The sequence below is a fragment of the Lacticaseibacillus sp. 866-1 genome (assembly GCF_016861825.1).
Lineage (GTDB): Bacteria > Bacillota > Bacilli > Lactobacillales > Lactobacillaceae > Lacticaseibacillus.
Genome location: NZ_BOLU01000003.1, coordinates 60,950 through 81,980, shown reverse-complemented (window position 1 = coordinate 81,980; position 21,031 = coordinate 60,950). Strand labels below are relative to the sequence as shown.

Here is a 21,031-nt window from a genome sequence, read left to right as displayed (position 1 = left end):
CCTCCCCCGACTACTTTTTTAATCTGCTTGAAATAAAGATTTTAGTCTGCTTCAGTGTGGTCGGCCGAAGAAGAAGCAGTAAAACCAGATAAACCATTCCACCGGCAATGACTTCTGCAGGCAAAGTGATAAAGGACATGTTCAACCGTGAGCTCAAAGTATAGACGACACCAAACATTGCTAGCCCGGCTAGCAAATATTTGGCGATATCCGGCGACAATACCAAGTGACCGACTTGGTGGCGAATCGCTAGAAGCTGATAAATCGCGATGAAGGACTCTGTCAGCAATGTTGCGAGAGCAGCACCGTTAAGCCCCATGATTTTAAGGAGCGGAACATCCAAAGCAACATTGAGAAAAGCGCCTCCAAGAATCGAGACTGTGTAGATGTTGGTCTGCTTCGTGGGGATCAGGTACTGATTTCCCGTCACACTTGACCAGCCCATGAAGATGATAGCAAATGCCTCTATCATCATCGCTGAACCAACAGGCGAAAAATTTGACCCATAGAAGAAAACGCCGAATTTTGGTGCAATTGCCGCCATTCCCAACGCAATTGGGAACGCAAGCAGTGAAACATAACTAAATGAAAGTTGCAGTAGTCTCTTGATATAAGCCATCTCGCCGTTTGCAAATGACTTCGAAGCGTGAGGAAGCAAAACAGCACTAACTGAAGTCACTATGGTTAGGGCCATCCGCACGATCACGTCACTTTTTTCGTAGTAACCAGACGCGTCAACGCCAACAAATGATTTCAAAAGAGTTTTATTGATGACTGGGTAGATGCTCAGAGCAAGATATGGAATAAAAATACCCATCATCGGTTTGAAGTGTCTCGTGGGGTGCAACTCTGATAGTTTTACCGGGCCAACAAGGCGCTTCAGGGCGGGCCACAGAGCAATATAGCCGACCAGATTTGATCCAGCGAGAATAAAAATATAAAGCCAAACATCTTTTGGTGAATGAACCAGTGCCAAGATCAGAATAAAGGATACAATTCTTACAAGGGTATTTCGCGTAAAGGTTTTTTTAAAATCTTCGACACCTTCGTACAACCATGAAATGTCAAAACCAACAGCAATGATATACGACGACTGTAGCAACAGATAGAACTGATACTCATGCGTCATCAATATGTAAAAGCCAAAACCCAGAAAGGCGAGGATAGATGAAACACTCTTTATCAGCTGGATTTCCCAAAACGTAACGCTGACCTCATGTCTATCACTCCTGGCATAGGCGATTTGTCGATTGCCGTAAAGTACGATTCCAAGACCCGCAAACAGAACAAAATATTGCGCGACAGCTCCGGTATAAGTGTTTATGCCCACCCCTTTTGGGCCAAGGACCCGGGCTACATATGGGCCAGTAATCAAGGGTAGAACCATATTTAACATCTGATAACCGATGCTGTAGAAATAATTTTTAATGACTCTCAACCCATCAACTCCAATAACTCAATGTTTGTTTGCCCGCCTTGGGAAAAAGATGAACCAAGTCTTAAATAGGACCGCGGAAAGGCGACTCACTAAAAACTATATACATGACCCTGAGAAACTAAACCAAGGTGCCAATTTCTTAGCGTATTATTAACCTCAGGAATCGCATGACTTGCTTGTTTGACCCGCATAGTCCTCGATATGTGCCATCGTTGATTGGAACTTGACATCACGAGTCACATCGTAAGCGAAGCCAGCCCGAATACCTTTGAACGCAGCTCGAAATTTCTTTTTCTTTTCAGGATAGGCAAATATCCGACGCGTTGCGATGAGCGTTTTCAAAAAGAGCGTAAATCTGCCAGGATTTCCATAGCGCTTTGCGAAGATCATACTGTTACGGTAAATATAGAATTGCCGAAAGGCCGAATGATCGGCAAGAAGATCGCCTGAGCCAATCAGCAATGCACGCCTCAACCAGGGCCGGTGGACAACATCACCCACAGAATGGCGCATCACAATACTCGGAAATTGCCACAGTTCATAACCTGCCAGCAGTAATTTCTCGTCAAAATCGTAATCTACCATATCAATAAACAAAGACTCATCGAATCCCTGCACGGCATGCCAGGCCTCCACTCTGATCAGAGAACCAGACGAAATCAACATTTTGTTACGCCGGGGTTCAAGACTGGCCCTCGGACTGATTGTTTCGGCCTGCTTGGCCGTCCAGGCAGTATCAAGGTAGACAGGAGCCAGGAGCCCTGCCGACTGATCTAAAATCTGCGTTGTACTGCAAAAAGACGCAATCATGTCATCAGGTATGACGCTATCCTGATCCAGTGTCAGTCCCCAGACGTCATCCCTGTCTTGAAGCATCTGAAACCCACGATTTTGCGCAGCGGCAATACCAATGTTTTCTTTTAGAGGCAAGAAGCTGGCGCCAAAGTGATCACTGATCGCTCTAATTTGGTCGGAATTAACTGAACCATTATCCACGACCACACAGTCCGTAATCTGTGGCATCACCGCAGTTATATTCCTTTCAAAAACGGCCACGTCTGGGTTATAGGTGACAATCACACAACCAATTTTATCCATAGAAAGTCCTCTCTTTAAATGACCCCAAAAATGGCCAGGATTTGGACCAGACTGAATCCATAAACCCAAAGATCCACACCCATCATAACCAGTGAGAACAAGAGCCCGGATCCCAGTATCGTCGCACGCTGTATGCCCTTTTGTTTGTAGGCAATAGTTGTGGTTAACAAGAAGTAGAAAAACGCTGTGACACGGAGAACACGCACATAATCAATCGACATTGTGGTTAATACCAAAGCAATTGCCCAAAGAAGCGCAGCGATCAAAAACAATTGATAAAAGACGTGAGTATCATCGTTGATGTACTGTTTCATGATAGCCGCGATAAACATCATGATCAAAGTCACGCCAAGTAATACTAACCATTGACGAAGTGGGGGTCCATCAGTGGAATAAACGTTGGTGATGTTTTCGGCAGCGTTCTGACGGCTGCTAAACATCCCAACTAACTGGCCAATAATCTGACCAAGGAATCCAGAGCCGAGAATTTCGAGCATAAGCCCCACAAATATCCAAGGCCAAAAAATCAGAGAATAATATTTTTCTATAAAGTCCTTGAAGAGCCAGAGAACCGGCACAAGAAGAAAGAAAAGTGCAAGGCTGTGAAACAAAGAGCCGATAAAAATCACGACTAAAGCAGGTAGAACTGCCTTCTTACCAAATTTATAAAGGAGCAAAGCCCCCAGTAAAATAAAGAATACAGCCATACAATTGCGAGTCTGCGCTTTATCAGCTGGAAACAAAGCAATACTGTAAAATAGCGCCATCGTGGACATATGGCGTGTAAATGCTAACAGGACAAGATACATGCCAAAAAAGACTGCCAAGCTTGTCAGCAATCTAAAAGTTGGATACCCCATATAGGGATGGCAAACTCGGGCGAGCAAATTATAGCCCCGTTCAAAGTAGTCAACGCCGTTGTTGTAATAAAATGCATATACATTGGAGTCAGGATCGTATGCGTAGTTCGGGGTCCCACACAGATAACCGATTCCTAAGAATGCAACAAAACCAGCAACACGTTCAAATTTTTGTGTTATTACCGATGCCGCGCTAATTGCGACAATTAACAGCCAAATCATCAGCCACCCCCGCCACTCCTCAGTTATGTCTAGCGTGTCATAGTTTACCACAGACACCGAGTGACACCACTCTTTCCTGTGGCCACCAAGACATGAAGGCTCCAAAAATTCACCAAGTTGTTACATCTTCACGCCAGTGTTGCTAGAGTATAAAGCAGTATATATAGTTATATTTACAAATCATTCACATTACAAATATGAGCCAGAACAACCCGACTAAGAAACATTATGATACAATCCAAATTAGCATATACAGGAGGATTACTAATGAAAACCAAGTCAAAGTTAAGAAAAGTTAAATCAATATTCTCGAGAAGCCTCTTTGTGGCGGGGATTGCCATAAGTCCAACCGTTCTTGCGAATATGATCCCAGTGAAAGCAGCCACAAACCAAGATGCAGATATCTCGATCACTACCCAGTCAGCCAATCCGAGCGAGACCAATAACCACTCAAATTTTGTGTCGAGTTTAAATCCTCAGGGAACTGACTCCCCGAACTTTCAGTCTACCCCTAATCAGTTGGACGAAAGTGGTTCAACTGCTGAAAAGCATGTTATCCGAATGCCACCTTCACTGCCGTCATCATTGACCACGGTCTGGACGAAATATGCTAAGCAAGTTGCCGAAGCAGATTACGCAAAAGCAGGCCGTGCGCAGCAGATTATCCAATACGCGGCAACTCCCGCAGTTGAGACCATTACAATTGGCAACCCGCTCTATCCGCGAACAGACACGGTAGATGTCGCCTCATATCAGTCTTGGATGACACAAGCAAACTACAATAGTCTAAAAAAAGCAGGCGTTAAAACAATTATCGTCAAATTAACAGAGGGATCAACATACAAGAGCGATGCCGCTGCGACTCAAATTGAATATGCAAGAAATGCTGGCCTGCAAGTTGCCGTTTATCACTATGCGCACTTTGCAACTGCTGGAACGGCACAGGCCGAAGCACAGTATTTTGCAAATGTAATCAAATCATTGGGCTTGCCTTCCTCCACAGCAGTTGTCGCCGATCTGGAAGACAAAGATATCGGTGGTAATGTGGCGACAAATCTCAGTCAGTTCTGGCAGACCCTGAACAATAATGGCTATACAAATCATATTTTATATACTGGCAAATACTACAGCTGGTCGACCGCGGCCATCAGCACTGTTGGCAAGGCGAAAACGTGGCTGGCGCAATATCCTTATTCGCCCCGCGCAACAGATTTGTGGAATACCGATTATGGCGCTTGGCAGTATTCGTCAACTGCCCTTGTTCCGGGAACATCAAATCGAGTCGATGCCTCAATTGATTACAAAGGAATCTTCTCGGGTGCGACTTCAGCACCGGTTTACGATAGTAAAGTGCTCAGAAACGTAAGCTATTCAGCCACCATCAATCAAGCCAATCGCAGTGATGGCCTCTTCTCAAATGGCCCGTACTATACTAGTGCTGACACAATGACACCAAACGCGTTTGCTGCCTCCTTTAATGGCCAAAGGGTCACTATCGATCAGATGGCTATCACCCCAAGAGCAACCTGGTTCCATATTCAGTTGGGAAATGGTGCCAGTTATTGGATCGATCGGAACGGTGTGTCCCTCAACTATGATGCCATCACCTCGACCAAAGCTGTAAACTATCAAGCACAGATTACTCAAAACAGTCGAAATGACGGTCTCTTCAGTTCCGGCCCATTTTTCTCAAGCGCATCCACTGAAGAAGCTGTTGCTTCAGCCATATCTTTTAACGGCACAGTGGGCAGTGTAACCAAAGAGGCAACTACGCCGAGGGCAACTTGGGTCCAAATTACCTTACCCAACGGTAAAACATATTGGCTGGACAAGGCCGGTATTTCAGTAAAGTCATATGATACAATTATCAGCCGCCAAACAGCTAACAGTGTCGCCAAGGTGGCGCACGTCACAGCGGCGGATGGCCTGTTCATTGGTGGCCCTTATCGGACTAGCGCTCAATCCATGAAAGTTGTGGCAAGTGCGCAGTCACTACTTGGACAATCTGTAACGGTCATCGCTAAGGCTAAAACAGTGCTAGCTACATGGGCCGAAATTCGAACTAATGATGGAAAGACGTATTGGCTAGACGAAAAAGTGCTGGCTTCAGCAGGCTTTGATAAGATATTATCCAGCTCTTCTGTCAGTCAAAACGCCATCATTGCCAATGCCGGACCATCAGACGGTCTTTTTTCCGGGGGCCCATATTCAACGAGTGCGCAGACCATGACCCCCTCCGCAGGGGCGCTTCAGTATACAAATGCAAAGGTTCAAGTCATTGGGCTAGCAACGACATCCAAGGCGACTTGGGCTAAAATCAAGATGAACAATGGCCAAGTCTTCTGGGTAGACAACCGCGTATTAAACTACGTGTATGACAGCATCACAAATGAGCAGGCAGCTAACGAAACAGCCACCATTGCAAATGCGAATGCATCGGATGGACTCTTCGTCGACGGCCCATATTACACTAGTAGCTCGACTCTCACACCAGCTCATGGGGCACTCAATTATCAGGGCCAAACGGTAAAAGTCACTGAGACGGCGACGACAGTGAAAGCCAATTGGGCAAAGATCACCCTTCAGAATGGTCAATCTTTCTGGGTGGATCAAAGAGTACTAAGCACCGGCTGCGACGCCATTAGCAATCAAACCACTGTCAACAAAACCGCTAAAATTACGAGTGCTGGGCCTGCTGATGGCCTATTCGCATCTGGCCCTTATAATACAAGTGTTGCAACTGTCAGCCCTCAAGCTGGGGCACTAAATTATAACGGCAGCATTGTACAAGTCCTCGCAACTGCCAAAACCGTGAAAGCCAATTGGGCAAAGGTCAAGCTACCTAACGGAAAACTGTATTGGGTGGATGAAACGGTGCTGACATACACTTATGATTCCATCGAGAATACCAAATCTGCCACTGGTACGAAGACAATCAAGAATGCAGGCCGAGCTGATGGTTTCTTTGTAGGCGGTCCATTTTACACAAGTAGCAGCACGACTACACCCGTGGCTGGGGCACTTCAGTATGCTGGACAACAAGTTCAGGTGCTGGCCACAGCTGAGACAATTAAAGCAACATGGGCAGAAATCAAGCTCCCAAACGGTAAAGTCTATTGGGTCGATAATCGAGTACTCGGCTGAATGTTACTGAGACTTATTCATTGAACTAATGCCTTTGGCTTTTATACCATCTATTGTGCATTCCATGAATAAACGAAAAGCTCTGTTCTTGATAGGTAAATCCTATCAGGTACGGAGTTTTTTCTACCCCCGCTTTTCTCTCTAAGACGAATTGTCATTTTTCAGGGATTTTCCAAAATTTTAGAAACGCCATTAACAGCAAGCAGATTATGCATCGTATACCGTTATATCCTTGGCTCGGCTAAATAGCGAGTAAGGCGCTAAGCACACACATATTTTCGCCTCAAAGACGATCTATGGTTCGAGAAATAGTTCTCCAGCTGTTTAAAGCAACTCTGGCAACCCAAGCCAGTCGCTATCAACCTGGCCATCCCAAACCGGAACTTTCTCATCAATGATGGCAACTCCGGAGACAACCGAACTAACATCAATTCTAACCGCAACTGTCATTACAACACCATCCCTTTTAATCTTTTGACAGAGCACACAATCAAACTAATTAAACGAAATTTTCAACGCCCGGCCTCAAAGCCGATAGATTGCTGATGGTGTGGTGAATTAGCCATTTTTGTTCGCGTCAAGCCCCAAAAAGGCCCACGACTTGTCAACTTCGCTACCAGTTTAGTAGAAAAACAAAGTGGCGAAGAACGATTCCGTGGAATCATTCCTCGCCACTAAGGTTAGTCTGGTTTATCAGCTCACTAAGAGTTCACCAACCGTAAGATCTTAGAAATGTCTCAGTTGTCCAGCTTGACAACAATTTGCTTATGCCCAATATAAATACTATTATTCGCAGGATACGGTGACATACTGCGAGCACGGCGCACTGCATGATCATATGATTCTTGATCCACTGGCATAAATGGATAGCCTTGCGAGTTCAAAAAAGATTGAATTCGCCGACTATCTGACAGTGAGGTCAAATAATCCCAATTCCAAGAGGTATTACCAATCACATCACCATCTCGAGACAACGGAGATGTAAACGTCTTTTTCCCAACCACCACCAGCTGGTATTGAGTGAAATCTCTGACCCCTTTTTTTTGAATGGCTTCAACTAGCGTGTCACCAAAATGACTAGCCGCTTGGTATTGAAGTATGTCAGTTTGCTCCAGATCGTAAGTGATTTTGCTCTGAAAAATTATCAGTAAAGAAAATACGAGCACGACATAACTGTGAATGCGTGAGTCTTTGAGGGCCCACGCAATCGTTAACAGCTCCCCAACCAAAATAATTGGCACGGACGGTGTCATCGTACGAACCGGTCCAACGTAGTCACCTAACATTAGCAACAAGGAGATTGAAACGACATATCCAGCAAGCAAATCACCGATCACAGGCCAATAATGACGATGACTAACGGTGCCTTTTATAAAAGTAACAAAAACGGCCAATATGCAGCTATACGTCATCAAACTGAGATAAAAAGGTGGATTCAGGTTTAGATAATTTAGCTTGAAGGTTGAGGCAAGAACAGCCAATGTCTGCCCAAAGCTTTCTTTACCCCAGCCAAATGCGCTCGTAATATAACTGCTCTTAGGTACATGAAGAAAATGAATCACCGCGAAATTCAGTAATTCATATAGAATGACACTAGCCAAGAACACCATCGCGAATTTTAGATATGAGAGCACATACAGTTTTACGTGGCTGCCTTTTTCAGAGAGAAAAAAGATCAGGTTTAGAAGAATAGCCAGAGCGAGATACCCAAGAATAAGCGAAGGGTAAACGGAAAAGCTAAAAGTTGTAATCACAATGGCAGTCAGAAAAGTCTTAGTCTTAATCTTCACTGTGGGCTGCCCCATCAAAATAAAAGCAAAAAATAGAGCAACGAACGCCAACGTCACTTCAGTGCTCTGAAGAATAAAATCAGTTTGTTCAAAATGAATGGGTGAACTCAGATAGATAAGTCCAAGAACTACTGAAATCTTTGTCACACCCAGCTGTCGATCGATTAGGAAAACCAGTAACACGGCCGATGTGCCTAGGAGAAAATAAGTGGTCGTATTGATAAAAAAGGAGTCCAGGTCAGTTCCTATCAAAAACAAACGTTTCAGTGCAACCAAGCCAAAGCGGCCGATTCCCAACCATTCGGTTAGCATCGCTCGTGGATTGGAGACAAATAATTCACTATCAATTGAATAACTGAAATTAGCAATCTTGGGTAAGTAAAGAATCAAGGTAAAAAAATATAGAAGACCGATCGCCCATCGCCGTTTCAGAGCGTAGTCTTTAAAAGTCGCGAAAATACTCCCTGGCGCTAATTGTTGATTCGGCTCAAACATGGCGCTCCCCCTCGTTTATCCATTGGCTTCATTGAGTAGTGTCTCAGCAGCAATCTTCACCGAGAATAGTACTTGCGCGTTGCAAACTATTAGCCCAAAGCAAAAGTATCACACGGTGGAAAAGTCATGCACTTTAAAATCTAACACTTCAATTCCATGACTTGCCCATGCCTTGGCTAACATGGAAGCATCGGCTGACCGATCAATAATTGCAATCCCACAGTCACCCCCACCGGCGCCGGAAGATTTTCCGGCCGCCCCACTTTTTTCGGCAAGGTCCGCTAATTTAATTAAAGTGTTAGTCTCAATTTCCACGCCTGAAAGTTCCGCTAACGACTCAAGGGCTTTTCGACTAGAGCGAATCTCCTGCTGTATAACATCTAACGAGTGCGCATGAAATCCCTCAATCATTTTTGAAACAATTGCCCGACTCTTTTTTAAGAACTGGCTGTATTCGTCTTTTTTAGATTCACACGCAACCGCAATTTTATCTACCAGTCTGGACGTCGAAGCTGGGGAGCCAGTCCAGCCGATTAAAAGCTGAAGTTGATTAGGCGCAGTTAATTCTTCAATCGACAATTCTGGCCAAGGCATCCTGATCAGCTCCGCAAGACTGTGCAGCCTCATCTCTGCAGCAAGCCAAGTTTTATCAAACGTTGTAAAGGCAATCCAGCCACCATAGACCGACGCTGCAATATCACCTAATGATCCATTTTTCTGAATTTCCAAATGGGCAATAGCCGATAGCTTGTAGATTTCATCTTTAGTCATTTGCAATTCGTAGAACTCATTTAACGCTTTGACAGTCGCAACAGTGACTGCCGCAGAGCTTCCGAGGCCATATTTTTTCCCGCTTTCAGAATCTAAATCTGAATCGACAAAAAGGTCGTACAAAGCCAACGGCTTGCCAAGTTCACGAGCGTACTGCTCCGTCAGTTTAATGGCGCTAAGTATGTAATGAAATGGGTTATCACGATTGTCAAATACCATGGCATCACCTTGCCGCTGCCAAAGAATTGAATCCTCGCGATACTGCTTTGAAACGATACTCCCGTAGTTCTCAGTCTGTTCAACTGTCACTGTCACGAACTGATTGAGCGCTACAATAATCGCAGGATACCCAGTTTCAACCACTGCATATTCACCCGCTATGTATAATTTTCCTGGCGCCTGAGCCGTTACCACTTCAACAGAACTCCTCTCGACAATGCGCAAATTTCTAACATACCGATTATATCTGTCCCTTTTTTGTCTAGCACGCCACTAAATAAAGCGTAACTATTTCTCAACAAAACCGATGCCTGCTGATTTGCGCTGCTTAACACTATTTACTCTTCAAACTCTGTTCAGTTTCCCTGAGAATGTAAATTGGCCTTTTCTTAGTCTCCAAGAAGATCTTACCAATATACTTTCCAATAATACCTAAGCAAAGTAACTGAAGCCCCCCCAAGAACAAAATAATGCACACTAAGGAAGGCCAACCCGCTGCAGAATTATGGTACATCAACGCGCGCACCACGATAAGAACCATTGCAATACCAGACGCGATACAACTGAACGCCCCCACGAAAGAGGCAATGTTCAATGGTGCATCGGAGAAATTGACGATCCCATCTAAAGAGTAATTAAATAATTTCCAAAAGCTCCATGACGTCCGTCCAGCGACACGTTCTCTATTCGGATAAGAAATATATTCGGTATTAAATCCTACCCAACTGAACAAACCTTTCGAGAACCGATTATATTCGGAAAGCTCCAGAATTGCATCGACCATCTGACGAGTCATCAAGCGAAAGTCACGGGCACCATCAATCATCTGAGTTGACGAGATGCGGTTTATCAAATGGTAGAATTGCCTAGCAAAAAAGCTTCTAATCTTAGGTTCTCCAGCTCTGTCCGCACGTCTTGTACCAACGCAATCAATCTCCGGGTCCTGAATCATACCGATCATCTTTGGGAGTAACTCTGGTGGATCCTGAAGATCCGCATCCATAACTGTAACTAAGTCTCCCTTTGCGGCTTTTAAACCAGCATATAAAGCTGACTCTTTGCCAAAATTACGTGAAAAGGAAAGATAACGCACACTTTTATTTTGAGAAGCCAACCGGCGCAACTCAATCAGTGTCTTGTCATGTGACCCATCATTAACAAAAATGTACTCCAGCGATTGGCCAATTGCCGATCGTATTTTTTCAACCGCTGCGTAAAACAGTGGGACGGTTTCCTCTTCGTTGTAACAAGGCACTATGATTGATAACATGTGAATCCTCCACCCACCAAAATCTACAAAAAAGCCAAACTGACTCGCGCCAGCTTGGCCAGTTAATCACAGCATATATTTGGCATCCGCATCATGGTCTTCACTAGTGAGGATTTTTGGCCCGTCATCGGTAATGACCAAAGTGTGCTCATACTGGGCGCAATCGGAACCGTCAGCAGTGACGTAGTATTCCCAGTCATCGTTCGGCACCTGCTTAGCTTTGATCTTCCAAGTGCCGGTCGTAATCATGGGCTCAATCGTGATGGTCATCCCGGCCTTGAGCCGTAGTCCGTGGCCAGGTTCGCCATAGTGTGGCACATTTGGCGCTTCATGCATCGTCGGCTGAATCCCGTGGCCAATCAATTCGCGCACGTCACCGTAACCCATTTCATCCTCTGTGTAGTGCTGAATTGCGTAACCGATATCACCAAGTCGATTACCAACGACCGCCTGATCGATGCCAAGGTACAAAGCCTTTTTTGTTACATCCATTAATTTTTGGCGCTCAGGTGAAATTTTACCCACGGCATAGGTCCATGCTGAATCAGACATGTATCCCTGCCAGTTAACGACCGTATCGACAGTGACAATGTCACCTTCTTTGAGGTAAAGGCCCTTGCGAGGAACTGAGTGCGCAACTTCGTCATTGATCGCCACGCAAGTCGCATATTTGTAGCCTTCGAACCCCAGCTCGGCGGGAATCGCGCCGTGGGACTCAATATACTCACGGCCCACCTTTTCAATTTCCCAACTTGATACACCAGGCTTGATGATTTTCTTCACCGCATGGTGCATACCGGCAAGGATCTCGCCCGACTTTGCCATTCCTTCAATTTCACGATCAGACTTTAACGTAATCAAAAACGCATCTCCTTAAATAGTGCGCTATCTCCTTGGACAGATTGACTCAGTCATCTCTGCACTCCGACAAGCCCTAATTATTGACATAATGCAATTGTACGAATCACTCATACCAAGTAATCATGAGATTTGCCAAACGTCTTTAAGAAGGGTACCGGAATCAGATAGCGAACAATGTTCTAGTAACCAAGTGTACCACATATGGCACATCGCTATTATAACTTGACCTGCCACTGAGAAGTTTATTGATTCGGGGCATTTCTTCCAGGCACTACTCTCGTTTGTGTGAAGTGAAAATAAACACCTTGCTAAAGACATAGTTGACCACGACCACCAGTATTTGAGTGATTATTTTCGCACCGAGGTCACTTCCATCCATGACATCTATAATCAGCCACATTGTAAACATATCAAGTCCATATGAGAATATACGGGCTACCATAAATTTCGTAAATTCCCACAGAAGACCGCGCCTACTGTCTGTTTTCGTGTGAAATACCCACAATTTGTTGGTGGCGAAGGCAAACAACACAGATAAAATCCATGAAATTGTGTTCGAGATTGGCCAGGAAATATTAAGCATATGGAATGCGATGGCAAAAGAGACGATGTTAACAACGGTCGCTAGACCACCAAAGAAAAGATAGGTGACGACATCCCAGAGTTGCCGATCAGCCATGTATTCGTGAAACTTTCTGTAAACGTTCATTGCTCAACCTCCGAGGTCACCTCTTTCTATCATGCCACAGATGGATATGCTGTTCTAGTCGAATTTACTACAGAGGAGCGGGTTCACGTTTTGCGGACCTCGACTACTTTGGTATAATTACTGAGTTATAGAAGCTAATTTATCTGAGGGGATGCACAAATCATGGCAACCGCAAAAATCGTCTATGCAAGCTTGACGGGAAATAACGAGGAAATCGCAGGCATCGTGGCGGATGACCTAGAACAATACGGCTATACCGTAGACACAACAGAAGTCAGCCAAGCAATGGCAGAGGATTTTCAGAATGCAGATATCTGTGTTGTCGTGACCTATACTTATTCAGATGGAGGCGAAGGAGTGCTTCCGGACGAAGCCTTGGACTTTTACGACGACTTAAAAGAAACAAGTCTTAAAGGTAAGGTATACGGGTGCTGCGGCAGCGGTGACAAATTCTATGACGACTTCGCCACTAGTGTGGACGATTTTGATAAGGCCTTCGCAGAATCTGGTGCCACTAAAGGCGCGGACAACGTTAAAATCGATCTTGCTGCAGACGAAGAAGACATTGAACGACTCGATAAGTTTACCCAAGCGCTGGTGGAAACGTCCAAGAAAAAGTAACGTACAGACCCTCAATTTCAAGTCAATCTCTAACTAAAATACCTGCCAGCATCTTAAAATGGTATCCGAACAACTGAAACATGTTCGGATACCATTTTTGCGTGACCTTACTCAGTTCATATTAAGCGAGAATGATTCATAATCCAAAATCTTCTTTTTAACGCTGTTTTGACTCTTAGGTAAATTCGTCACTGTCCCCTTCTTGGTTGAATAGAAATCACCGTCAACTTGAGAGATGTGTTCGTACTCGCTAGGTTTATTTGTGTAAAGGGAGGTGCCAAGAAAGTAATTTTTTGACTGATCAATATTCAGCAAATCAAGAATTGTAGGAGCTAACCCGAGGGAATTACGGCCACGTACATCAATCGTTTGTGGTTTGACGCCGGGATAATAAATCATTAGAGGCACGGTAGAAACAAAGGCATCACGAGTATCGTTCATCGTCGATGCATAATCAGGGGAGGCATAACTAGCATGATCCGTGGTAAAAATTAAGATCGTGTTGTTTTTTAAATCACTGGCCATAAACTTATTGAGAAATTGACCGAAGACCGCATCAAGATTGTGAAACTTATTCAGCACTGCATTCTTACCATTGCCATACTGATTGTCAGTCACATTCCAGCCATTGTGAGTCTGAAGTGTATATGTCCCCACGATGAAGTGCTTGTTACTAGCGTGAAACTGTTCGGCTTGATTAAACAACAGATTCAGATTATTTTTATCAGTCAAAAACTTTCCTGTACTTGATTCAGAAAGACTATTCCGAGGTCCTGATACAACCTTGTCAAAACCAAGCGTATCCAAGTAATCTGCAAAAATACTGTTGTCAGGTTCAGGATTAACAAAGGATGAGGCATACCCATGTTTCTTTAAAATTGTGGGAACGCTAATCAAAGGTGTATTTGTTCGCTGGTTTATAAGCTTTTTAGTCTTGGCATTCTCATACCCTTCATAATATTGAAAAGAGGAGTTAAGCTGACTTCGAAGTCCGCGATAAGTTGCCGCGGTGCTATTAAAATAGTTGACAAAATTATCTGACTCTTGGCTAAACTTGAGCAAATTTGGCATCAGACCTGGATAGTGACTTTGAGTGGATTCTATCGTCTTACGACTCGTCCCCTCGGCAAAGATCACAATCACATTGGGATTCTTCACTCCTACGTTGATTCCTCCAGCAACAGAACTCTTTTCAAATTTTTTTGCTGTTTGTCCCGGTTTTGCGCTAATTTCAGCCAAATGTGCAGATGTCGCAGCCGCCTGCTGATACGCCCTAGCAAGCTCTAAAGTCCCGCGCAAAGCTGTCACCTGTCTAGAAACAAAGACCAAGCCAAAAAAGATTGCAACAATCAGCACCAAACCACCACGCCAAATTGCTCGAGGATAGCGGTATATTTTTACGGGCAGAAAAGAAATGATCAAAACAGCTGTAAAGAGTGCGATATATTTTGGTAAGGACGGCCCAAGGGCAGTGACGTTCACTATATTATCAAGCATCAGCTTCGTCGTATACGAACCGCTGAAGTAATGCACCCACTCTTGGGCAACGATGAGAGAAGTCGTGAGGGAGGAAAACAAGTAACCGAGTATTCTCAGATGGCGGCCCAAAACAAGGACCCCAAAGTATGCTGCCAGTAGTTCACCCCACTCCAACAGTCCCGCTAAAATATTGCCTGCGAGAATTCCTGGAAGTGCCACCAGAATTGCTGATATGACTACTTTCAGGACTGTGAGAGGAGCAACATATTTGTTTAGACTGAATGCCATTTTTTTCAATTTCCCATTTTCCCTTCAGATAGTAGAGTAAGCCGGAACGCAGTTCATGGACGGCCATCTACAAGTATGACATAATATAAATATTAGCAGTGTGAGGCAGTGCGTTGGGGATTTGGGCCCTTTGTTCACGAAAGCTTCACACTAAATTCACATGTAGAATTAATTATAATCCAAAAGGAGAAGTTAATCTTGAATCTTTATGACTACACTGTGACCTTAGAAAACGGCGAACAATATCCACTCAGCAAATACCGCGGCAAAGTGATTGTGATCGTGAACACGGCGACCAAGTGCGGCTTTGCCCCACAATTCGGCCAGCTCGAAGAAATTTACAAGCAGTACCAGGCCCAAGGTCTGGTGGTCCTCGGCTTCCCGTCTGATCAGTTCCACCAGGAAATTGGCGACGGCAAGGCAGCCGCGCAGGCCTGCCGCACCACTTATGGCGTGACCTTCCCGATGCACGAAGTCGGGCCAGTCAACGGCGAAGACGCTCAGCCGCTGTTCGGCTACTTGACCGAACAAGCGCCAGGCGCCCTGGGTTCGAAAAAGATCAAATGGAACTTTACCAAGTTTTTGGTCGACCGTGACGGCAATGTGGTTGAACGCTTCGCCCCGAAGACGAAGCCGGAAGCCATGGTCCCGGCCATCGAAAAACTGCTGTAACGCAAAAACGTCAATCTCAGGCGGCGCCCATGGGCGCGCTGAGATTGACGTTTTTTATGTGGCCGCCGCTTACTTGAACAGACTGTCAGTCCGCCGCGCCACGATTTCGTCGCGGTTTTTCCGGACGAAATCGTGGACCTTCCCCCGACTACTTTTGGGGTGGCCGCCGTAGTACTCGGCAATGATGGCATTCACCACTACGCCGATCAGCCACAGCATGGCCATGACATCCAGCCACAGCAGCAGCACGATCACCGTCGACAACGTGCCGTAAGTCGAGATGCGGGTGCCAAAGTGCCGCATGTACCAGGAGAATCCCTGCCCAAGCGCCAGCCAGCCGACCACGGTCAGCGTGCCACCGGGCAAAATGGTCCAGAATTTGATCCGCGCGTTGGGGAGGAAGAAATCGATGACGAAAATGATCACAAACAGCGCCGTCAAGGTCACCGGCCAGCGCCAGGTATTAAAGGTCTCCAGCCACGCCGTCGATAGGTGCAGCGCCGGTACCAGCCACTCGAGAAACTGGCGGCCAAAGGTGTACGCGACCATGACGCCGCCGAGCATCAGCACCAGCATAAACAGCATCAGCATAGACAGCAGACGCTGCACCAGGTAGTTCTGCCGCGGCTTGACGTCGTAGGCGCGGTTAAACCCGGTTTTCAGGCCGTTGATGGCCAGGCCCGCGGTCCACAGGGTCACGAGCCCGGCGGCCGACAGCACGGAGCCCGAAGACGTCGCGATCAGGTTTTTGATGACAGGATTAATAAAATTCATCACGTCGGTGGGGATCACCTGGGTCAAATAGCCCTGAATCTGAAAATAGCTGAAGCCAAAAAACGGCAGCAGGTTCCCCACCACAATGAAGATTGGGAACAGCGACAGCAGCGTATAATACGCCAACGCCGCCGACATCACGCCAATTTGCGCGTCCATCACGCGGTCGACCATCAGTTTGATGGCTTCGCGCAGCTTGATTCCGCGGGAAACACGAATGCTGGCGAGCGGCACCTGGCCGGCGTGCACGGCCTGTTTCTGCGCCTCGGTGAGTCTGGTTTTGCGCCGCTTACCGCGGTTGATCACCGCTTTGGGGCCGCTGCTCATCACTTTTCCCTCCTTTCATAACCGCTTCTTTATACCTCTTGTTAATTATACCAAAGTGGCCAGTGCGATAGGCAGAAACCTGGCGGCGCAAGCCCAATGAAAAAGCCCGGCGGCCAAATCGGCACACCAGGCTTAGGCAACGCCGGCAACAAACTCAGGCCAGCGCCGGTATGACATTGTTTATTTCAAATCGATCGCCGTCTGCAGCGCCTTGATCGGATCGGTGCTGGACACGGTGTACAGCGCGTTGCCTTCACGCCAGGTCACGCTGTTTTGCCGCGTGTTGGTGCTGGTGGTGGTCAGACTGATAGCGCCATGGCCAGCCGGAACCGGCAGCATTTCCTTGCTCAGCAGACTGGTGACCTGGTTAGCCAGCGGCAGCGGTTGTTCCCCGTTGATGGTCGCTGACTGCAGCGACACGGACCAGTGGCCCTCAGCCCAGGTCAGGTAGGTCGAGCCCGCCGCGCCTTCTTCCGTCGCGGTCAGGTTGTCGCCGACGCTGACAGTGGGCAAACCCTGCTCGACCGGCCGATAGTTGATTTGTGCCTCAGCGGCAGCCGGCGTCGCGTATGTCACCTTTTTGATCGCAACTGGTGCAATCAGGCCGTCCAGGCTCGGGTCGTTGAACGGCAGGGAACTGCCTTCACTCAGGTACAGGCCGTAGTTGGCGCTGTTACCGATAGCCTGAACGTTCAGGTTCTTGCCCGCAGCCGCCGTGTAGTTGCTCGGAAACTTGGCCCCTGGCAGCTTAGCCTGCACGGCCTGCTTCATGGTGGTGTAACGGTCAGAGGTGGCACTACTTGAAGTACTTGAAGCCGTCTGCTTGGCGGCCGGTGCCGCTTTCGTCTTACCGTTCTTCTTTGTGGCTTTTTTCTCGACCTTGCTGGAGCTAGCTTTGCTGCTGGAAGAATCATTGGCGCTGGATGAATTCCCGCACGCCGCAGTCCCCAGGACCAGCAGCGTCAAAGGAATCAGTAAAATAGTTTTCTTCATAACTAATCGCCTCCAAGGTAACCTGCTTACGGTGTTATTATACCCGAAGTGGCCACCTAGTGGTTCATTTATGAAGCCGCATGACATAATCGTTAGAATCGCGCAGACGCGACATTTCAACTGAGATAGCCGATGAGGGTCAGCCGCAACAAGTCAGGCCTAGCCAAAATGAACTCGTACTGGGCCGTGTGCAGGAAAAACTGCTGCACGGCTTGTACCGGCACGTCAAAATAAGCGGCGTAGATGAAGTGGCGCGGCTGCATGTGCAGGGCGAGCCCCAAGCTTGCTCGCCGCAGCAGCTGGCCAACCTGCGCGGTAAAAACTTCTTGCGTCAGCGGGTCTCTTGGTCCCTCGAGCGTACCTCCGACAAGCGGCTGCCACGCATCGGAAAAACTAAACAGCAGCGCGATCAGTTCGGGCGCCGTCAATGTGATCACGGGCTTTTCGGCCGCCATGTCTAGGACCAGCTCGCTCAGCGTTTGCGCCATGACTTTTTCCCACCTTTCCTGGTGGGTTAAGCGTAGAAAGGAACCGCCGGCGAGTCAACGAATTCGACTCACGCAAAAGGCGCCGATAAGTTCTCGGCGCCGTTCAGCACAATCAGTCGTATTTTTCAATAAAGGCCGCGTAATCGGCTGTGACCTGATGCAGGTAGTCCTTCGCCCAGTGCTGGATCGCCGCGTCAAAATCCTTGTTCATATACCCGGCAGCGACTGCGGCCATCGGACTTTGGGCGTGCGCCATTGCCAGCAGGTACCCGCACAGGCGGCAGTATGCCTGGTACTGCGTCCATGACAGCGCTGCGACGTCGATCGACCCCTTCATGTCGCGGAACTGACGCACGTAAAAGCTTTTGCCGAAGGCGTTGAACCAGCCCAGAAACGGGTCCGACGCTTTTTGCAGAATCTGCGTGGACGAAATAATGCGTTGACCTTCGCTGACTTCCTGATTCAGCGTGACCTCCAGCCGCGATGGCAGCAGATCCCGCCGCCTTGGCAGCGCCTCTTTGACCTGCAGGACCAGGTGCGAGCCGCCCAGCCCGGTTAAAAGCATGAGGTAGCTGCTGGTGCCGAAGCTGCCGATGCCGACGGAATGGCGAATGATGTCGGTGATGTGGTACTGGCCGAGCAGCAGCGCGACGTCTGCGCGCGTTGTCTGCTGGTACTGCAAGAAACCGTGCATCATCCCGATTTCCTGACCTTGTTCCAGGTGGACCGTGCGCGGCGGATCATCCTTGAACCGCAGGTGGGTGCCGTGCAGCTCGGTGAATTTCTTGACGACGGATTCGTTGTCGCGATTGGCCGCCTTTTTGACCACATCGCGCACGAACTGCGCGTCCTCCTCATCGGGCAGCTCGGCCACCAAATTGGCCACCGCCGTGCTGGCATAGAAGCGTTCGAGCGCCCCGGTTTTAAAGGCCTTCTTCAGGGTCTTGCGGTAAGTGCGCGCGACCTCCTTGACCAGCTGGTCGACGGCGTCTTCGCCGAAGTGCTCCTGGCCGGCAAACAGGTAGATCGAGGTCGTCAGTCGCTTCACGTCAAATTCAAACGAGTTGGGCGCCGCCTCATCGAAGTCGTTAAGGTCAAACAGCATGTTGCGCTCAGGCGACGCGTAGAAGCCGAAGTTTTGCAGGTGGGCATCCCCGTCGGTCAAAACGCGCAAGTGCGACTGCGGCTCGTGGCTGAGGTCATAGGCCATCAGCTCCGCCGTCCCGCGGAAAAAGGCCGCCGGATTGGCCCCCATCTTCTGGTGGCGCTGCGGCAGCAGTTCCTGAATCAAGTTGGCTTCGATGGCGTCAATGAAGGCAACCGGGTCGCGCTTGATGATCGGCCGCTTACCCAGCGCAGCCAGCGGCACTGTCTCCCGCTGCGCCTTACCCAGATCGTGCAAGGCCGTGATGTTCGTGATATTAGTCTGCCGCTGAAGCTTCTTAAGTTCCTCGATCATTTCTGCACGCATGCAAGCACCCACTTTCCGCTTTCAACTTAGCGCAAGCAATCCACTTGTGCAAGCGCATAAAAAAAGAAAGCCGATACGACTTTCTTTCAGGTCAGCGATAGCTATTCAGCCTTTTTCAGCGCCTCGCGCAGGTCCATTTTCACCGAATCCTTGGCGAAGCGCTTGTTGACGATGAAGTCATGAATCACGGCCTGCAAGATCTCGATCATCTGCTCGCGCGAGATTTCGATGAAGTCCGGCGCCATTAAGTTCGCGATCCCAGTTGCCACGATCTATAAGCCGGAAATCGTGTTGCGGCGCTGCTCCTCGCTGATCTGCTCAGCCGGCGCGTACTGGTCCAGCCGTTCGATGGCGGTCGTGAACGCGAATTCCCGCATGTCCTCGACGCCGAAGTGGTCCTCGATGAAGACCGCCCGGTACAGGGCCGGGTTGTCCAGCGCAAAGTTGATGTACGCCAGCCCGAGGTCGACGATGGGATCGGTGGTGAAGCGGCGGCTCATTTTGGTCTGCAAGGTCTCTTTGATCTCGTCCAGGACCGCCTGCTTGAGGTCCGCCATGTTGGTAAATTCCAAGTAAATCGGCTGCGTCGAGCAACCCATGCGCTTGGCGATGTTGCGCGCGGTGAAGTGCTTAAAGCCCTCTTCGACCACCAGCGCATACGCCGCGTTCAAAATCTGGTCATGCGTGATTGTTTTTTTCCTTGCCATTAAAGTTCCCCCTAAATCCTGAAAGCTCTGTTAAACCATAAACCCCCTACACAAAACGCTTACACTTACCTGGTTATTTTAACAGATTGGGGTATAAAGACAATGATTATCTAACAATTTTTCTAATAAAGCAGGCCGCCTGTATCCCTTGAGTACCACCGCCTCTAACGCTCCGTTGCCTGGGTGAACAATTGTTATTCGGGCGTTATCTGGGACCATTATGGCAAAGTGATGGGTGTTGTATAATCATCAATACCGACCCGCTTGAAGATAAGAAATCCGAAACTGATTGAGCCTGCCTCTGCAAGCGGCTAAAATAAGAGCAAACCAAAGG

At 47.7% G+C, this 21,031-nt stretch carries 16 protein-coding genes and 1 pseudogene; 3 read left to right on the top strand and 14 right to left on the bottom strand.

The window, feature by feature from the left end:
• Positions 1 to 10 precede the first annotated feature (10 nt).
• The 3 genes from JUE30_RS02160 to JUE30_RS02150 form a co-directional block, all read right to left on the bottom strand.
• A complete protein-coding gene (locus JUE30_RS02160) occupies positions 11 to 1,438 on the bottom strand; it encodes a flippase (RefSeq protein WP_203623410.1) in 1,428 nt (475 codons plus the stop codon).
• A 156-nt stretch (positions 1,439 to 1,594) separates the two neighbouring features.
• The gene (locus tag JUE30_RS02155; protein ID WP_203623409.1) at positions 1,595 to 2,536 is read right to left on the bottom strand and encodes a glycosyltransferase family 2 protein; all 942 of its coding nucleotides are present in this window, start codon (positions 2,534 to 2,536) and stop codon (positions 1,595 to 1,597) included.
• Between the two features lie 14 nt (positions 2,537 to 2,550).
• A complete protein-coding gene (locus JUE30_RS02150; RefSeq protein WP_203623408.1) occupies positions 2,551 to 3,618 on the bottom strand; it encodes an EpsG family protein in 1,068 nt (355 codons plus the stop codon).
• 267 nt (positions 3,619 to 3,885) lie between these two features.
• Here JUE30_RS02150 and JUE30_RS02145 point away from each other — a divergent pair, with 267 nt between their 5' ends.
• Positions 3,886 to 6,762: a GW dipeptide domain-containing protein gene (locus JUE30_RS02145; protein ID WP_203623407.1), complete on the top strand. Its 2,877-nt coding sequence runs from the start codon at positions 3,886 to 3,888 to the stop codon at positions 6,760 to 6,762.
• Between the two features lie 737 nt (positions 6,763 to 7,499).
• Here JUE30_RS02145 and JUE30_RS02140 read toward each other — a convergent pair.
• The 5 genes from JUE30_RS02140 to JUE30_RS02120 form a co-directional block, all read right to left on the bottom strand.
• The gene (locus JUE30_RS02140) at positions 7,500 to 9,047 is read right to left on the bottom strand and encodes a glucosyltransferase domain-containing protein (RefSeq protein ID WP_203623406.1); all 1,548 of its coding nucleotides are present in this window, start codon (positions 9,045 to 9,047) and stop codon (positions 7,500 to 7,502) included.
• 108 nt (positions 9,048 to 9,155) lie between these two features.
• Positions 9,156 to 10,232 carry a phosphomevalonate kinase gene (locus JUE30_RS02135; RefSeq protein WP_203623405.1) on the bottom strand — a complete coding sequence of 359 codons (1,077 nt, stop codon included), beginning with the start codon at positions 10,230 to 10,232 and terminating at the stop codon, positions 9,156 to 9,158.
• A gap of 139 nt (positions 10,233 to 10,371) precedes the next feature.
• Positions 10,372 to 11,307, bottom strand: a complete 936-nt coding sequence (locus JUE30_RS02130) for a glycosyltransferase family 2 protein (protein WP_203623404.1) — start codon at positions 11,305 to 11,307, stop codon at positions 10,372 to 10,374.
• Positions 11,308 to 11,373: 66 nt separating this feature from the next.
• Entirely contained in the window at positions 11,374 to 12,168 is a 795-nt protein-coding gene (map, locus tag JUE30_RS02125) for a type I methionyl aminopeptidase (RefSeq protein ID WP_203623403.1), read from the bottom strand.
• Positions 12,169 to 12,439: 271 nt separating this feature from the next.
• Positions 12,440 to 12,877 carry a GtrA family protein gene (locus JUE30_RS02120; RefSeq protein WP_203623402.1) on the bottom strand — a complete coding sequence of 146 codons (438 nt, stop codon included), beginning with the start codon at positions 12,875 to 12,877 and terminating at the stop codon, positions 12,440 to 12,442.
• A gap of 162 nt (positions 12,878 to 13,039) precedes the next feature.
• On the opposite strand from JUE30_RS02120, the gene JUE30_RS02115 reads away from it, so the two are divergent.
• Positions 13,040 to 13,498 carry a flavodoxin gene (locus JUE30_RS02115; RefSeq protein WP_203623401.1) on the top strand — a complete coding sequence of 153 codons (459 nt, stop codon included), beginning with the start codon at positions 13,040 to 13,042 and terminating at the stop codon, positions 13,496 to 13,498.
• Between the two features lie 111 nt (positions 13,499 to 13,609).
• Here JUE30_RS02115 and JUE30_RS02110 read toward each other — a convergent pair whose 3' ends face one another.
• Positions 13,610 to 15,265, bottom strand: coding sequence for an LTA synthase family protein (locus JUE30_RS02110; protein WP_239061343.1), 1,656 nt, complete (start codon positions 15,263 to 15,265; stop codon positions 13,610 to 13,612).
• 198 nt (positions 15,266 to 15,463) lie between these two features.
• Between JUE30_RS02110 and JUE30_RS02105 the strand changes: the two genes are divergently transcribed.
• On the top strand, positions 15,464 to 15,937 hold the full coding sequence (locus JUE30_RS02105; protein WP_203623399.1) for a glutathione peroxidase: 474 nt from the start codon (positions 15,464 to 15,466) through the stop codon (positions 15,935 to 15,937).
• Positions 15,938 to 16,006: 69 nt separating this feature from the next.
• Here the strand turns inward: JUE30_RS02105 and JUE30_RS02100 are convergent, their stop codons facing one another.
• The 5 genes and pseudogenes from JUE30_RS02100 to JUE30_RS02080 form a co-directional block, all read right to left on the bottom strand.
• Positions 16,007 to 17,017 (bottom strand): YihY/virulence factor BrkB family protein, encoded by a 1,011-nt coding sequence (locus tag JUE30_RS02100; protein ID WP_374706484.1) that lies wholly within the window; start codon positions 17,015 to 17,017, stop codon positions 16,007 to 16,009.
• 201 nt (positions 17,018 to 17,218) lie between these two features.
• On the bottom strand, positions 17,219 to 18,031 hold the full coding sequence (locus tag JUE30_RS02095; RefSeq protein WP_203623397.1) for a hypothetical protein: 813 nt from the start codon (positions 18,029 to 18,031) through the stop codon (positions 17,219 to 17,221).
• A gap of 116 nt (positions 18,032 to 18,147) precedes the next feature.
• Entirely contained in the window at positions 18,148 to 18,519 is a 372-nt protein-coding gene (locus tag JUE30_RS02090) for a hypothetical protein (RefSeq protein ID WP_203623396.1), read from the bottom strand.
• Positions 18,520 to 18,631: 112 nt separating this feature from the next.
• Positions 18,632 to 19,990 (bottom strand): DUF2252 domain-containing protein, encoded by a 1,359-nt coding sequence (locus tag JUE30_RS02085; RefSeq protein WP_203623395.1) that lies wholly within the window; start codon positions 19,988 to 19,990, stop codon positions 18,632 to 18,634.
• Between the two features lie 101 nt (positions 19,991 to 20,091).
• Positions 20,092 to 20,697 (bottom strand): annotated as a pseudogene (locus JUE30_RS02080) (TetR/AcrR family transcriptional regulator).
• Positions 20,698 to 21,031 lie beyond the last annotated feature (334 nt).

Bases quoted from the DNA above. Each gene is read 5' to 3' on its own strand.
- JUE30_RS02155 (WP_203623409.1), bottom strand. From the start codon at position 2,536: ATGGATAAAATTGGTTGTGTGATTGTCACCTATAACCCAGACGTGGCC.
- JUE30_RS02150 (WP_203623408.1), bottom strand. From the start codon at position 3,618: ATGATTTGGCTGTTAATTGTCGCAATTAGCGCGGCATCGGTAATAACA.
- JUE30_RS02145 (WP_203623407.1), top strand. From the start codon at position 3,886: ATGAAAACCAAGTCAAAGTTAAGAAAAGTTAAATCAATATTCTCGAGA.
- JUE30_RS02140 (WP_203623406.1), bottom strand. From the start codon at position 9,047: ATGTTTGAGCCGAATCAACAATTAGCGCCAGGGAGTATTTTCGCGACT.
- JUE30_RS02130 (WP_203623404.1), bottom strand. From the start codon at position 11,307: ATGTTATCAATCATAGTGCCTTGTTACAACGAAGAGGAAACCGTCCCA.
- JUE30_RS02120 (WP_203623402.1), bottom strand. From the start codon at position 12,877: ATGAACGTTTACAGAAAGTTTCACGAATACATGGCTGATCGGCAACTC.
- JUE30_RS02115 (WP_203623401.1), top strand. From the start codon at position 13,040: ATGGCAACCGCAAAAATCGTCTATGCAAGCTTGACGGGAAATAACGAG.
- JUE30_RS02110 (WP_239061343.1), bottom strand. From the start codon at position 15,265: ATGGCATTCAGTCTAAACAAATATGTTGCTCCTCTCACAGTCCTGAAA.
- JUE30_RS02095 (WP_203623397.1), bottom strand. From the start codon at position 18,031: ATGAAGAAAACTATTTTACTGATTCCTTTGACGCTGCTGGTCCTGGGG.
- JUE30_RS02090 (WP_203623396.1), bottom strand. From the start codon at position 18,519: ATGGCGCAAACGCTGAGCGAGCTGGTCCTAGACATGGCGGCCGAAAAG.
- JUE30_RS02085 (WP_203623395.1), bottom strand. From the start codon at position 19,990: ATGCGTGCAGAAATGATCGAGGAACTTAAGAAGCTTCAGCGGCAGACT.